General features: G+C 37.5%; 11 protein-coding genes and 1 pseudogene. 4 read left to right on the plus strand and 8 right to left on the minus strand.

All coding sequences use genetic code 11. The annotated features are described in order from the left end of the window. Positions 1-119: pseudogene (locus FNZ60_RS10555) on the plus strand (DnaJ domain-containing protein); the annotation flags it as partial. A gap of 1274 nt (positions 120-1393) precedes the next feature. Here the strand turns inward: FNZ60_RS10555 and FNZ60_RS00430 are convergent. Then, positions 1394-2767 carry a glutamate--cysteine ligase gene (locus FNZ60_RS00430; protein WP_142415811.1) on the minus strand — a complete coding sequence of 458 codons (1374 nt, stop codon included), beginning with the start codon at positions 2765-2767 and terminating at the stop codon, positions 1394-1396. 68 nt (positions 2768-2835) lie between these two features. Further along, a complete protein-coding gene (locus tag FNZ60_RS00435) occupies positions 2836-3579 on the minus strand; it encodes a 16S rRNA (uracil(1498)-N(3))-methyltransferase (protein WP_142415812.1) in 744 nt (247 codons plus the stop codon). A 234-nt stretch (positions 3580-3813) separates the two neighbouring features. Here FNZ60_RS00435 and FNZ60_RS09545 point away from each other — a divergent pair, with 234 nt between their 5' ends. Further along, positions 3814-3957, plus strand: coding sequence for a hypothetical protein (locus FNZ60_RS09545; RefSeq protein WP_185913378.1), 144 nt, complete (start codon positions 3814-3816; stop codon positions 3955-3957). A gap of 327 nt (positions 3958-4284) precedes the next feature. On the opposite strand, the gene FNZ60_RS00440 is transcribed toward FNZ60_RS09545, so the two are convergent. Then, positions 4285-6165: an AsmA family protein gene (locus FNZ60_RS00440; protein WP_142415813.1), complete on the minus strand. Its 1881-nt coding sequence runs from the start codon at positions 6163-6165 to the stop codon at positions 4285-4287. A gap of 320 nt (positions 6166-6485) precedes the next feature. Here FNZ60_RS00440 and folD point away from each other — a divergent pair, with 320 nt between their 5' ends. After that, positions 6486-7385 carry a bifunctional methylenetetrahydrofolate dehydrogenase/methenyltetrahydrofolate cyclohydrolase FolD gene (gene folD / locus FNZ60_RS00445; protein ID WP_142415814.1) on the plus strand — a complete coding sequence of 300 codons (900 nt, stop codon included), beginning with the start codon at positions 6486-6488 and terminating at the stop codon, positions 7383-7385. A 334-nt stretch (positions 7386-7719) separates the two neighbouring features. After that, positions 7720-7938 carry an integrase arm-type DNA-binding domain-containing protein gene (locus FNZ60_RS10560; RefSeq protein ID WP_425456820.1) on the plus strand — a complete coding sequence of 73 codons (219 nt, stop codon included), beginning with the start codon at positions 7720-7722 and terminating at the stop codon, positions 7936-7938. A 138-nt stretch (positions 7939-8076) separates the two neighbouring features. On the opposite strand, the gene edd is transcribed toward FNZ60_RS10560, so the two are convergent. The 5 genes from edd to FNZ60_RS00475 all read right to left on the minus strand — a co-directional run bounded on the left by edd (position 8077) and on the right by FNZ60_RS00475 (position 15042). Continuing rightward, a complete protein-coding gene (edd, locus tag FNZ60_RS00455; RefSeq protein ID WP_142415815.1) occupies positions 8077-9900 on the minus strand; it encodes a phosphogluconate dehydratase in 1824 nt (607 codons plus the stop codon). A 58-nt stretch (positions 9901-9958) separates the two neighbouring features. Further along, positions 9959-10711, minus strand: a complete 753-nt coding sequence (pgl, locus tag FNZ60_RS00460; protein ID WP_142415816.1) for a 6-phosphogluconolactonase — start codon at positions 10709-10711, stop codon at positions 9959-9961. A gap of 11 nt (positions 10712-10722) precedes the next feature. Beyond that, positions 10723-12198 carry a glucose-6-phosphate dehydrogenase gene (gene zwf / locus FNZ60_RS00465; protein WP_142415817.1) on the minus strand — a complete coding sequence of 492 codons (1476 nt, stop codon included), beginning with the start codon at positions 12196-12198 and terminating at the stop codon, positions 10723-10725. 121 nt (positions 12199-12319) lie between these two features. Next, positions 12320-13603, minus strand: a complete 1284-nt coding sequence (locus tag FNZ60_RS00470; protein WP_142415942.1) for an NAD(P)/FAD-dependent oxidoreductase — start codon at positions 13601-13603, stop codon at positions 12320-12322. A gap of 11 nt (positions 13604-13614) precedes the next feature. Next, positions 13615-15042 carry a glutamine synthetase family protein gene (locus FNZ60_RS00475; RefSeq protein WP_142415818.1) on the minus strand — a complete coding sequence of 476 codons (1428 nt, stop codon included), beginning with the start codon at positions 15040-15042 and terminating at the stop codon, positions 13615-13617. Positions 15043-15381 lie beyond the last annotated feature (339 nt).

A 15381-nucleotide genomic window follows, 5' to 3' on the forward strand; every position in this document is an offset into this window, starting at 1 on the left:
CAATTTAGGAAATAGAGACGCAGAAAAAAAATTTAAAGAAATATATGAAGCTTATGAAACCCTTAAAAATCCTCAAATAAAGAGCTTCTTATGATCAATTCTATTATGAAAATTTTGAAAATAATAACAAAGTATTAGAAAATAATTGATACAAAGAAAAAGATCTCAAAAAAAGTAAAAAATTATAAATATATGTCTATATATTTTTGAATTAGTAATAACTATAATCTTTACAGGAATAAGGATAGTATCTTTTATTATAGCAATAATCGGTTTTTTATCCTTTATTTTTGCGGAGATTCAGTGCTATTTTTCTCGTGCATAGAAATGCAATTTACTTTTTATCTGAATATCGTATATGTTGGATATCTTAAAATCTTTAATGATTGAGCAACCGCCATTATTTTTTTGCTTCTAACTTTGCTTTTATTGCAAAAATAGTCATAGTTCTTTCTATAGGCTGTTACAAATTTCTAGGTAATGAAGAAAATGGAAAACACTGATGATATATGATGAAAATGAAAGAATTTTTATAACTTTTATGAAAAATACAGTTTAAAGCATTAAAAACGGTTTTATAATCAATTTACAATATATGGAAATCATTGATCACAGATCATAAGTCGCACTCGTACTGATAAAGATTCTATTACTATAGATATGTTGTGCTTTTTTGAATTTTTATGCATATCCAAACACCCATTCTTTGCAAATTCAACCTCCTTATCTCTTGCATTTTTATCAAGAATAATCGTATTTTAATGTAAATCTCACACTAGCCCTTTGCAAAAAAATCATTATTTCTTCTCTCTATGAAGAGATGACAATTTCGCCTGCCTCTCTAAAAATGATCTTTTTATTACTCTATATCGAATCCTTTAGAAATTTATGCGATAGCTTTTTTTACATTATTGAAAACATTTACTTTATCCGCATTCACTAAAAAATGAATTTGAGTTACACACATATAGATCTATTGGTATTTTTTCTATTATCTTTTTAGCTTACTGAAAGATTGATATCATAATTTTGTATAATAAAATGCTCTTTTATGTAATCATAGCATATTGATTTATAATAATTTACTATTTTAACAGTAAATAAAATTATTTTCTGCACTATTCATAAGAATGAATAAACCAAGCCAATCAAAATTTCTTGATAAAAAGCTCAATAGATCAAATCATCTTTAGCACAAATATATAACATAAAGATAATATAAATATCATGATCGTACTGATCTGAACATAAAGATAACAGTGACCTCAAAAAATCTTTGTATTTTATCCTTTATCAGAACTGTTGGCAGCAAAGATGAATATGCTCTTTAAGACAAGTTGATGAATAAGCCACCATAGTAATATACATTTTCAAAAGTGTCTTTGCCTCAAATTTAATAAGCACATTCTACAAATACAGGTTCTACAGACTCATTCCAAATAGAATGGTAATGGGACAATAACTTTTCAGCATCGGTTTTCCCCGTTGTAACAACCTCTTCTAAAGGATTAAGAAATTTTGTTTCATCAAAACCATTCGCATCATATTGTTTGCGATTTTTTAAGCCCTTGCGCGCAATAGCAAGAGCTTGACGTGCTAACTCTAGAATAGTGGTTTGACGAAAAGGCGTTCTTAACCCTTCTTTAGGAACGCGTTGGCGCATTTCTAAAACTTCTTCAAAACACCAATCTTTTGTCAAAGCCTCAGCCTCGTTCAGCGCTTCTCTATCATAAAGAAGCCCAACCCAAAAAGCCGACAATGCACAGATACGCTTCCAAGACCCACAATCAGCGCCTCTCATTTCTAAAAATCTTTTTAAGCGGACTTCAGGAAATAACGTTGATAAGTGATTAATCCAATCTCCCATGTTTGGAATTGAATTTGCAACTTGTCCTTTTAATGCTCCATTCATAAACTGACGAAATGTTATATGTGTACAATCATAATAGCGGCCATCGCGTAAAACAAAATACATGGGAACATCAAGCGCCCATTCGACGTAATCAGCAAAACCAAAATGTTCAGAAAATATAAAGGGAAGAACGCCTGTCCTCTGATTATCCGTATCACGCCAAATTTCGGAACGCCATGATAAAAAGCCATTTGGACGTCCTTCTGTAAAAGGTGAACTTGCAAATAATGCAGTCGCAATGGACTGTAATTTCATGGATACTTGCATTTTTCGCCGCATATCACTTTCAGATGAAAAATCAAGATTAACCTGAACTGTTGATGTGCGATACATCATATTAAGACCATTATGTCCGACTTTCGGCATATAATCCGTCATAATCTGATAGCGTGATTTAGGCATTTTCGGTGTTTCAGCTAACGTCCACTTTGGGTTAGCCCCCAGCCCCAAAAAACCAATACCCAATGGTTCTGCAATTTTCTTGAGAAGAGATAAATGCTTCATCAACTCCTGATAGGTATGGCCTACTGATTTTAGGGGAGCACCAGATAATTCAAACTGTCCGCCTGGTTCCAAAGAAATAGCTCCCTGATCAACGGATCCTACGAGCCCAATAATATTCTCTTCATCTAAAATAGCCTTCCATCCTAAAGCACTTTTCATCCCCTCTAAAAGTGCTCGGATTCCCCTCTCACCTTCATAAGGAACAGGAAGAAAACCTTTTTTATAAAACGGAAATTTTTCATGTTCTGTACCAATACGCCAATCATCTTCTGCCTTATACCCCCCTTGGAAATAGCTAACCAAGGAATCTAAGTTATAAACTTCACTTTCATCTGTTATATCAAGCGCCATAACTTATCGTATCCTATCATTGGTATCATCATCTTAAATGAATTGTTTAGAATGATTTTACAGATTTCTCAATCCATTGCCCAATCCCCCACAGTAGCATTAAGAAGAGCCAAAGCCGCAACAGCAGCAGTATCAGCGCGTAAAATACGTGGACCTAATGATATTGGAACAACAAAAGAATGTTTTTTTAAAAGATTCCGCTCTTCTTCACTAAATCCCCCTTCCGGTCCAATAAGAACACCAGGCGTTATAACGTCATGCTTTTTAAAAGAAGCTAATGGATTATGCGATTGATGCTCTTCATCACAAAAGAATAAAGGCTGTGTCTCATCCCAACATGCTAAAAGCTTAGCTAATGATAGAGCCGATACGCATTCAGGGAGAGATAAAATGCCACATTGTTCAGAAGCTTCAATAATATTGGCTTCTATACGCGCCATATTGATACGCGTAACCTGCGTATGATGCGTTATAACAGGCTGCAAAATCGATACCCCCATTTCAACAGCTTTCTGCACCATATAATCCAACCGCGCGTTTTTGAGTGGAGCAAAACAATAAATCAGATTGGAATGCGTTGGTTGTAATCTTTCTTGATGAATAAGCTGAACCAAAACAAATTTTTTCTTAACCATGATAAGTTTAGCAAGCCACTCACCATCCTGTCCATTAAAAAGTAAAATTTCCGCTCCTTCTTTCATCCGCAAAACATGCACAAGATAAGAAGCTTGGGGCCCCTCTATCTTTATTTCTTCATTCAAAGCCAATGTCTGCCGAATAAATAACCTTTTAAGTTTATAATTTATGCGCATAAAATCTTGCCAATGCTCACTTCACCATCAAGAAATAAAGAAAAATATATAACAAAAAGAAAAAATTATATCTATAGCACTATAATATATTAAAGAATTATAGAGTTTTTTTAACTTTATGAGATAATAATAGGAACTAATAGATCGTTTAAGTGATTCTGCTTTCATAAAAAGTTTAAATAATACACCATTCATCTTTGTATTCAGTCATTGATGCATCAGTGGAGGAAAGATATGTCTGCTAAAAAAGCTACCATTATTACGATTACAACTCTCTTAGCCTTTATTTTGATTACGGTGGGAATTGGTTCTGTTGGAGCTGATGGAAAGCATACAGTTACCGAAGATGGCTATGGTATTTCTTCTCAGATTCAATAAGCATCGACCGATATGCCTTTGAAAATTTAGTGCAATAAAATGCTTTTTAGAAAACTTTTATAAGATTTGCGCCCATATTATAAATCTCTTGTACTTGAAAAATTTCCGAGAGAGGCGGCTTTATTCTTCTCTTCAATTGTTTATCTATATAACAACTGTACTTATGACGGAGAGGAAAGTTTTTGGTTTCATCACGAACGGATTTAAAATGAGAGAATCTTGCAATATTGGATCTCTAATTTAAATTTAAAATTCAAAAACAATTTTAAATCGCAAAGAAATGAATTATCATTATCAGACACCATGTTATACAGATGGGAAAAAAGCTTAATCTTCATCAATATCTTTTGTAATCAAAAAATGACCACGACTTTGTCCTTTAGAGCTTAGAGAGAATGTAAAAGGCCATGCAAGGCTGTTAACGAGACATTGGACATCTTTACATAAAGTTTCTGATCGATGATTTTTGCGTAATTGTGCCTGTAATATCAATTCATTCTGCGCCCCTTGAGAAATAGCAGTTTCAACAGTTCCCTGAATGGATAAACTCAAGTCCGCTGTACGCATTAATGACTCTGTTACCTTTATCGTACCTTCTGAAAAGCTTGTCTGAATATCCCAGTGATCAAACCTTGTGGAAAGAGAATCATTATTCGCTAAAAGAAATTGGTTTTTGTTTGAAAGTTCTGTTTGTAATTCATTCAAATCATATCCTAAGAGCCGACCAGAAAGCATCTTCAGTGTTAGTTCACCTTGCATGTTTGTAAAAACTTCCATCCAAGAACCCGCAAGTGTTTGTATTGTTGCGGTAAAATTCGTTTGGCTTTGTACAAATGGAATAAATCCTAAGGTTTCTAAAGCTTCCTGCGTATTGATAGAAGCTCCGGAAATATTTCCTCCTATACGTACTTTCTGTCCAGCTGACGTAACTTCAATATTACTTTGAACGGATCCACCAAAAATATTCGCATGTCCAAGATCAAAAATACCATGCCCATCTTTTATTTGTACTGCAGCAGCTAAATTTGTGAGTAAAATACTTCCTATTTTGCCTTGTGGTGCAGAAAGTCGTATATCGACCCCGATACGATCAAAAAGCGCTATATCAAAGAATGAATTTTTCTTTTTAACCGAAAAAAACATTGAACTCCAAGAGCTAAGATCTAGGTTATCAAAGGCTAAAGAACCCATAACATTTGGTACATAATCTTGAAAATCAAGTTTTAAAGCGCCTCGTGCATTGGCTTTCCCCATCGTAAATGTAACATTGCTCATTTGGATATGCATTGGTTGCGCTAGAAAATGAGATTCCCATACGATGGGTATTTTTAATTTATGTCCCCAAAACGGACTTCCACCAATCCAAGAGAGTGTCTGATTCCATCCTGGAGAACGCATTGATACTTTGCCATCAAAAATATAATATTCAGATAACCGAGCCTGCCCCGTAAAAGTTATTCCCCCACGTATAGAATTAAGACTTGCTCTAATCTGGCTTTTGCCTCCTGCAAGGAGCAGCAATGCTTGAGAAGCATCAATTGATAATTTTGTAAATTCTCCACGCCAACGAGCATCTGCGCGCAATCGCACTTCCTTTGTCGATTCTGGCCAATCTAAAGTTGCATTTAATCCTGTTATTTTTTCTGCTACTCCCGAAAAACTGTCGTGATACACAAGCGCGCCATTTTCAATAATAACCCGCCCAAAAGGTTGTTTTAAAAGGTGCTCTATCTCTGGATGTTCAGGATTATGTTTTAATATTTCACGCGTCTTGCGTATGGCTAATCCTAAGGAACCTTGTGAGCGAGAAAAACGATCAAAAAAATCTGCCATTGTTTTAATGGGCTTTTCCATAACAAATTGAGGACGCACAATCCGCGTCTCTGAAAAAGAAATATGCCCCAAAAGAAGATCAACAACAGAAAGATCAACTTCTATTGATTCAGCTTCCATTAATGGCGCAACATCACCTATTTTTGATATTAAAGTAACGCCAGAGAGAAATGCTTTAGGATAAGGGAAAAGATTTAACCGTGGTGGATCACGCAATTGCACATTATAACCTGTCCATGCACTCAGCTCTTGCGCTAAACGAATACGAATCGCATCCGTAGAAACAAGATAAGGTAAAACGAAAATCCCCACTCCAAATAAAAAAAGAATTGTAATAAAAATTCCGCTCAAAAATTTTATTATTCTGATGCGCACAATATTCCTCTATACTTATCCCCCCTATAACCGATTAAAGATAAACTTAAATGATCATTAAAAGTTTTGTGATAACCTTATAATTCACTATATCCAATTTTATATCTTAATTATTTTTGTTCTTTATCCAAAGTTTATTCAAACAGCAATATTGCCGCTTCTTTATAAAGCAATTATTTAAAAGTCTTCTAAAACTATAAATCCACAACATTATCAAGCCATTCTTACTATTCTCACATGAATATTGCTATTAAACTCTATCCTATGATTAGAAAATGCTTTACAAAAAAACAAACAGCCTTACCGAAAGGATCTCTCTCATGAATAATATTATCGACGGAAAAAAACTTGCTGAAGAGATTATTGTGAAAGTCAAGGCTGAAACAGCAAAACTCCGTAATAACTATAATATACAACCTGGTATTGCTGTTATTATTGTTGGGGATGATCCAGCAAGTCAAGTCTATGTCGCCTCAAAAAATAAAAAAGCCGAAGAATGTGGATTTCTTTCCATCAAACATGTTATTTCCAAACAAACGCAAGAAAAAGACCTCCTTCAACTTATTACAACATTAAATTCTGATCCTAAAATTCATGGTATTTTGGTACAGCTCCCTCTCCCATCCCATATTAATGCAAACCGCGTAACACAAGCCGTCGCTTTCCAAAAAGATGTTGATGGTTTTCATTATATCAATATAGGAAAACTTGCAGCAAATGCACTTGAAGATGCTATTATTCCCTGTACACCAGCAGGTGCTATGATGATGATTGAACAACACTGTGGACGAGATTTATCTGGGCTTGATGCTGTCGTTGTTGGACGCTCTAATATTGTTGGAAAACCTATGGCTGCCCTTTTAACAGCAGCGAATGCCACCGTGACAATTGCCCATAGTCGGACTCGCGATCTTGATGATGTGTGTCGCAGCGCTGATATTCTCATCGCTGCTGTAGGCCGTCCTCAAATGATAAAAAAAGACTGGGTAAAAAATGGTGCAATTGTTATTGATGTTGGTATTAACCGCGTTGCTGCACCAGAAAAAGGTGTAGGAAAAACACGCCTTGTTGGAGATGTTGATTTTGAAAACGTCAAAGAAAAAGCTGCGGCAATCACCCCGGTTCCAGGAGGCGTTGGCCCCATGACAATTGCCATGCTGATGGTTAATACACTCAAGGCCGCCGCACGATCACACAATCTGCCTATACCGCAATTCTAGGAATTGTAACAATTCATTGTATATAGTTTCATTGCACATACAGCACATTGATTTATAAAGATAATTTATCGTTATTCATATTAAACTAAAAACTCGAATAATGTAAGATTCTCTCATTTCAAATCTCTCTCATGTTGCATCAATCAAAATCGCTTGCTTACGCATCAAAAGCAGGGTTGGTGTGTAGGTAAAAACTGTATAAGAAAAGACTAAAAATGGTTCTTATGAACCGTCTTACAAGCCCAAGGGTTGGTCCGCAACATTGGGCGCCGGCAAATAGTGTGATGCTACTGGTTTTCTTCTTCACAAACGTAAAGATGGCAGTGCTCAATGGATTTATCGTTATACCATTCTTTATCTTTATACTATCCAAGGACACCGTCGCGAAATGAGCTTGGATGCTTTAAGAGATGTTTCTTTAAAACAAGCGCGTGAATTGACAACTGGGTGGCATTCTATTCTTCGTGAAGGGCGTGATCCCATTAGACACACAATAAACAAAAGCGTAAAGCAATCTTCATTATTTAAAAGATATTGCTTGAGAGACTTTTGAAAATCATAAAACTGAACTTAAGAATAATGGTAAAGATAGGAAATGATTTCTACCCTTAAAACTTCATAGTCTCCCTAAATTAAGCTGTCTGCCGGTTTCAGAGATTATACATGAGTCTGCTTATTTTTTTTACATTCCTCATGTCATGAAAACGGATGCTCCTTGATCTGCACGATTAACGGATTGGCGAAAAACACGAAAGAGTTCGCGTCCAATACCCTGTTCATTTTTTGAAAGATCCGGTGGCGTGATTGTGCGTGCATTAAATTTTTCTAAATCTTCCAAGAGCGTTAATTGACCCTCACGCGCATCAAGGAAAACAATATCACCATCCCGCAAACGCGCAATGGGACCATTATCCATAGCCTCTGGTGTCACATGGATTGCTGCAGGGATTTTTCCTGATGCGCCTGACATACGACCATCCGTTATCAGCGCTATCCTTTGACCGCGATCTTGTAAAACACCTAAAATGGTCGTTAACTTATGAAGCTCTGGCATCCCATTGGCTTTTGGTCCTTGGTAGCGAATAACAGCGATAAAATCTTTATCATGTAACGCTCCAGATTTAAAAGATTTTTGTAGTTCCTCTTGATCATTAAAAACAAGAACTGGTGCTTTAATCTGCCAATATTCTGGTTTAACAGATGAAACTTTTATAATAGCTGTTCCTAAATCTCCCACTAAAACACGAAGACCTCCATCAGGCTGAAATGGTTTTCTCCACCCTGCTAACACCTTATGATCACCACTTTCCTTAAGAGCCGCTTCACGAACCACACTGCCATCAGCAGAAAGCTTTGCTTCAATGGCATAAGCATTGAGATCTTTACCAAAAACTGTAGAAACATCTTCATGGAGTAACCCAGCCTCAATAAGCTCACGAATAATAAATCCTATCCCCCCTGCTGCGTGAAAATGATTGATATCAGCCAAACCGTTCGGATAAATTCGCGCTAAAAGAGGTACATGGCATGAAATTTCCGCAATATCATGCCATGTTAATTGAATACCACAAGCTGCTGCTATAGCAATCAAATGAATCGTATGATTGGTAGAACCTCCTGTTGCATTTAATCCTACAATGGCATTCACAAAAGAACGCTCATCAATGATCATACCAAGCGGCTTATAATGATCACCAAGAGCTGTCATTTCAAGTACACGCTTTGTGGCTTCCTTGGTTAAAGAATCACGCAATGGTGTATTGGCATTAATGAAAGAGCTTCCTGGCATATGAAGCCCCATCATCTCTAGGATGATCTGATTTGAATTAGCAGTTCCATAAAACGTACATGTCCCTGGTCCATGATAAGAACGGGATTCTGATTCCAGCAATGTTTGGCGATCTATTTTATTTTCTGCATAAAGTTGACGTATTTTTGCCTTTTCATCATTACCTTGACCCGTTGTCATAGGACCTGCGGGTATAAAAATCCCTGGTAAGTGACCAAATATTAGTGCACCAATTAATAAACCTGGTACGATTTTATCACACACCCCAAGATACAATGCAGCATCAAAGACATCATGTGATAAGCTTATCGCTGTCGCCATTGCAATCACTTCACGCGAAAAAAGGGAAAGCTCCATCCCTGCATTTCCCTGCGTAACGCCATCGCACATCGCAGGAACACCCCCTGCAACCTGTGCGACACCACCAACCATACGCGCCGTCTCTTTAATTAAATGCGGAAATTTTTCAAAAGGTTGATGCGCTGAAAGTATATCGTTATAGGCGGTAATAATGCCAATATTTCCAACGATATTTCCCTTCAATCGCTCTTTATCTATTGTACCACAAGCAGCAAAATCATGCGCCTGATTAGCACATCCCAAACAACTCCGTTTGGGGCGATGAGCTTGTGCTTTTGCAATACGATCTAAATAAATTTCTCGTGTTGGTAGAGAGCGTTCATAAATCCTTCGTGTAACCGTAGCAATTGTCTTAGAAAGTGCCATATTCACTTCCCCCCTTTCATTAATGTTTTCCCTCATTCATTAAAGAGAGATTGCGTTTCTATTCAGCTTGTTTCTCATATTCTGATTCACTTATTTCATTTTCTGCAGGCGACCAATAAACCTGCACAAGATGAGGAGAATTGCGCAAAATCGCTCGAATAGGCATTTCCATTTCAGATCCCTCTTGACAAGCTTCTTCAAAACAATCGCGTTTTTCACAACCTTCGAAATGAAGAATAATACAACGAGATTGCATAATAACAGGCAAAGTTAGTGAGAGTCTTGGTTCAACAGCGCTCTTAGCATGAAGGGGTAAAACAAGGGCTTGTGTTCGAAGATCAAGTGCTTGCTTTAAACGATCAGCATCAGGAAAAAAAGAAGCCGTATGTCCATCACCCCCCATGCCTAAAACAACAACATCAAAGGGTTTAGGCAAAGTATTAATACGGCTCGCGGCTGAAAAAGCAGCAAGTTCAGCAGTAATTGCTTTATGATAAAGTCCTACAAAACGCGCTTTTGCAGCAAAATTTTGTAACAAATGACTTCGTACCATATGTTCATTTGAACGTTCATCGTGGGGAGGGACAAAACGTTCATCAACTAAAGTGATAATGATATTTTGCCAATCAATATCTGCTTTTGATAAATAATGAAAAAACAATTCTGGTGTTTTGCCACCAGATACCGCTAAAATGGCTCTGTTGCGCTCAAGAACAGACACACTAAGCTCTGCGGCTACGCGATCTGCTAATGCCAAAGCTAAAATCTGAGGGGTTTCAAAATTTAAACGATCAATATTCATTTTATACATAACTTATTGCTCTAAACTAAATTGTTCCAGGTACGTCCATCACGTTCCATTAAAACCGTCGAAGCTGTGGGACCCCATGAACCAGCATTATAACCGTGAACCGGCTGTTTTATTGCTTCCCACCCCTCAATAATTGGATCAATCCAACGCCAAGCTGCTTCAACTTCGTCACGACGCATAAAGAGTGTTTGATCTCCACGAATAACATCCATCAATAAACGTTCATAAGCATCAGGATTACGCTGAGAAAATGCAGAGGCAAAACTCATGTCTAATGGAATATGACGAAACCGCATACCGCCATAACTTGGATCCTTAATCATTAACCATTGTTTGACACCTTCATCCGGCTGGAGACGAATAACAAGCCGATTAGAAAAAATCTCATCTAAATCTACATTAAAAATATTATGAGGAATAGGTTTAAAAACAACAACAATTTCAGACATTCGGGTAAACATACGCTTACCTGTTCGTAAATAAAAAGGTGTATCAGCCCAACGCCAGTTATCAATCTTAACCTTAAGCGCAACAAATGTTTCGCTCTCACTGGTACTTTTTCCCAAATCATCAAGATAAGATTTTACAGATATACCTTTTGATAGACCAGCACCATACTGCCCACGCACAGTATGGTACCCTACATTATGCACATCAAGAGGTGTTAAAGAATGCAAAACTTTCAGTTTTTCATCACGTACAGCATTAGCGCTGTTGGTAAATGGTATTTCCATCGCAACCAAACAAAGCAATTGTAACATATGGTTTTGAACCATATCCCGTAGAGCACCGGTATTTTCATAATATTCTGTACGCCCCTCTAACCCTAAAGATTCAGCAACCGTTATCTGAACATGATCAATATAGTTGGAGTTCCATAGCGGTTCATAAAGTGTATTCACAAATCGCAATGCCATTAAATTTTGAACCGTTTCCTTCCCAAGATAATGATCAATGCGAAAGATTTGCTCTTCATTAAAAACACTTGCAAATGCATCATTAAGTGCAACAGCTGTTTTTGCATCACAACCAATAGGTTTTTCAATGATTATCCGTGTTTGCGGTGTTACCAAATTGCTTTTCCCCAATTTCACCGCAATATCAGCAAAAAGTGATGAACCAACAGCCAAATAAAAAGCGCGAATATCTGCTGAATCTTGTGACAAAAGCCGTGCTAAATCCTTCCACCCTCGGTTTGAGGAAATATCAACAGAAATGTAAGTTAAACGTGCAAGAAAATGATCGAGTTCAGTTGAATTGAGGTCTTTTGGATGAACATGTTTTTCTAAAGACGCACGAACAAAATTTTGATATTCTTCACGACTTAAGGAAGTGCGTGAAACGCCAATAATACGTGTTGGCTCACTAAATTGCCCAACACACTGACAATGATAGAGAGCCGGTAAAAGTTTGCGTGCGGCCAAATCACCATTGCCACCCAAAACAATACAATCAAAAGGAGAAACTGGAGTAGTTTTACGCACCATGAACTTATTTATTTTTCTATTAGATTATGCAATATGCAATCTATTTATAAAAGCTTCCATCATTAAAGAAGACAGAACCTAAATAAGCCATTAATTTTCTATATTTCAATCAATGTTTCTTTTAAAAACGATCCAATAAAGAAAACCAACGCATTGCTAAAAATACAAGCGGATAACGTAAAATGCTTCCGCTGGGAAAAGATGAAATCTTTAAGTCTTGAAAACGAGCAAAACGTTCATGTTGCCCAGTTAACCATTCTGCATATAATTTTCCCATGAAAGGAGCCAACATAACACCATGCCCTGAATAACCACCACAATAAGTCATCCTTGAGAAAAGTTGTCGAACATAGGGCATGCGCTCAACTGTAATGGCAACCGTTGCCCCCCAACGATGACTAAGACTGATAGAACTTAATTGAGGATAAATTTCAGCAATTTGCCGTTTTATGCGTTCATCCAAATTTATAGGATTCTTATTATTGTAACTTTCTACACCACCAAATAAGAGACGATTATCAATGCTTTTGCGAAAATAGCGAACCATAAAACGAGAATCATCAACCGATTCACCCCCTTTGAGAATTGAACTGTTCTTTGGTAATGGTTCCGTTGCTCCAATATAAGAACGAATAGAAACAATGTTTTTTTCAACAAAACGCTCTAAACCAAGTTTATACCCGTTTGTTGCCAATAAAACATGCTCTGCTGTTATACTGCCTTTTTCTGTTATTACTTTCCAATGAACTCCCTTACTCTTCACGCTTGTTACTTGCGTCTTCTCATAAAGCTTAGCGCCAGAATTTTGAGCTTTTTTTGCTAACCCAACAATCAATTTTAAGGGATTTATATGGCCGGTATCCGCATCATAAATACCTCCGCAATAAAAAGACGATCCAAGGCGCCTTACTGTTTCAGCCCTATCCATAAAAGTAAGCGCATGATAGCCATAACGCTGCATCGCCTCAATATGCCGTTGATAAGAGAGAAGCTCACGCCTTTTATGGGTTACAGAAAGTTGTCCTGCCATAAAATCGCATTGAAAATCAGTCCTCGTGCATAAAGATAAAATATCTTTTTTAGCCTCTTCAGCTAAATCAAATAGTGCTTTGCTGCGCTCAAAACCATATTTTTTCTCTAACGTTTCGACCCATTGCCGTTGTCCTGTCCCCAATTGCCCACCATTGCGCCCTGAAGCACCATCTCCAAAACGTGATGCTTCAAATAAAACAACACTCACGCCAGCGTTTGCTAAATGATAAGCAGCTGAAAGCCCTGTCAATCCACCTCCAATAATGACCACATCAGTCTGTCTATCTTCACAAAAAGGAGGATAAGAGGGGCGTTCTTCTAAAGTATCTTCATACCAAGAAACACCTGGAGAAATTGGATTATTAGCAATCATCGTCATCAAATTTAAACATTAAGCAAGAGATATTCGCGCTCCCACGGACTAATGACTTCCATAAAAGTTTCAAACTCTTGTCGTTTGATTGCAGCATATGTACTGACAAACACATCACCTAGAATAGCACGTATTTCTGTATCTCGTTCAAATAAGTTGACAGCTTCGATAAGCCCACGTGGTAATTCAATATTATCAGCATTCACATTATTAGTCGTTGGCTCATCTGGTTCAATTTTTTGCTGTAAACCGATAAGACCACACGCTAGAGAAGCTGCAAGAGCTAAATAAGGATTAGCATCTGACGAAGGAAGCCTATTCTCGACACGTCGCGCTTGAGGAGCAGAGCGAGGAACACGAAATGCTGTGGTACGGTTATCATATCCCCATCGCAAATTAACAGGTGCTGAAACATCCGGCATAAGACGTCGATAAGAATTGACATAGGGCGCAAGCATCACAAGAACCCCTGGCATATGTTTTTGCAACCCACCAATAAAATGGCGAAAACAGGCGCTTTCTTCACCATTGCCCTGCGTAAAAATATTCATACCTGTCTTCTTATCAACAACTGATTGGTGAATATGCATCGCAGAACCTGGCTGCCCTTGAATGGGCTTAGCCATAAAAGTTGCATACATATTATGTTTCAGTGCTGCTTCACGAATTGTGCGTTTGAACATAAAAACTTGATCTGCTAATTCAATTGGGTCACCATGACGTAAATTGATTTCAAACTGGCCTGCCCCTTCCTCGTGAATAAGCGTATCAATCTCCAATCCTTGCGCGTCCGAAAAATGATAAATATCATCAATGAACTCATCAAACTCATTCACACCGGCAATCGAATAGCCCTGTCCTCCACCAATTGAACGTCCAGAACGCCCCACGGGAGGAACTAAAGGATAATCAGGATCAGGATTCTTCTCTACTAAATAAAACTCAATTTCTGGTGAAACAACCGGCTTTAGATCCATTTGCGTATAAAAGCTGACGACCTTTCGCAAAACATTTCGTGGAGTATAATCGACGATCTGTCCATTTTGATATACAAGATCACAAATCACCTGTGCTGTCGGAGCATCTTCCCATGGCACAATGCTTAACGTCGATAAATCAGGCTCAAGACGCAAATCGCCATCAGTTTTTGGATATTCAAAGCCATGACCATCTTCCGGATAATCTCCTGAAATTGTTGCCATAAAAACTGCTGAAGGCAGTGCTAATGACGTTTCCGATGTAAATTTTTTAGAAAGCATCATCTTACCCCGTGGTACTCCCGCTTGATCAGGCGTAATACATTCAATATCCTCTACCTTACGGAAAGCAAGCCACTGTAAAACTTGTTCCCAATTGCTCACACCCCTTAAATTTTTAAGGAAACGAGCGACAGGCTTAGATCCCTTGTTTTTTATTTGTTTACCATTTTTTACAGCCATAACACACCAACTAAAAAAACAATCAAGCCTCGCAATTCATGGTACCACCCCATGCATAAATGTCACACAAAAAATCTTAATCAACTTAATTTTTATAGAATCTATAACTTCTATCAAGGTAAAATTGACCTTGTCATCATTTAGGCTGCTGATTATACCAAACATAATGGAAAAGCGGTACTGCACTCGAGATATTGGTTCTAACCTTCTTCTTATATACAACAGCGAAAACGAGCGTGATCATCTCTCCTAGCCTCTTGCCAATATGGTTTGACAGCCAAAAGAAAACTCGTAACATTCAGCAGCAAAAGACGCATTTTAAGAAAGTATCAACAGCTC

The organism is Bartonella massiliensis, from assembly GCF_902150025.1.
GTDB classification, from domain to species: Bacteria; Pseudomonadota; Alphaproteobacteria; order Rhizobiales; family Rhizobiaceae; genus Bartonella; species Bartonella massiliensis.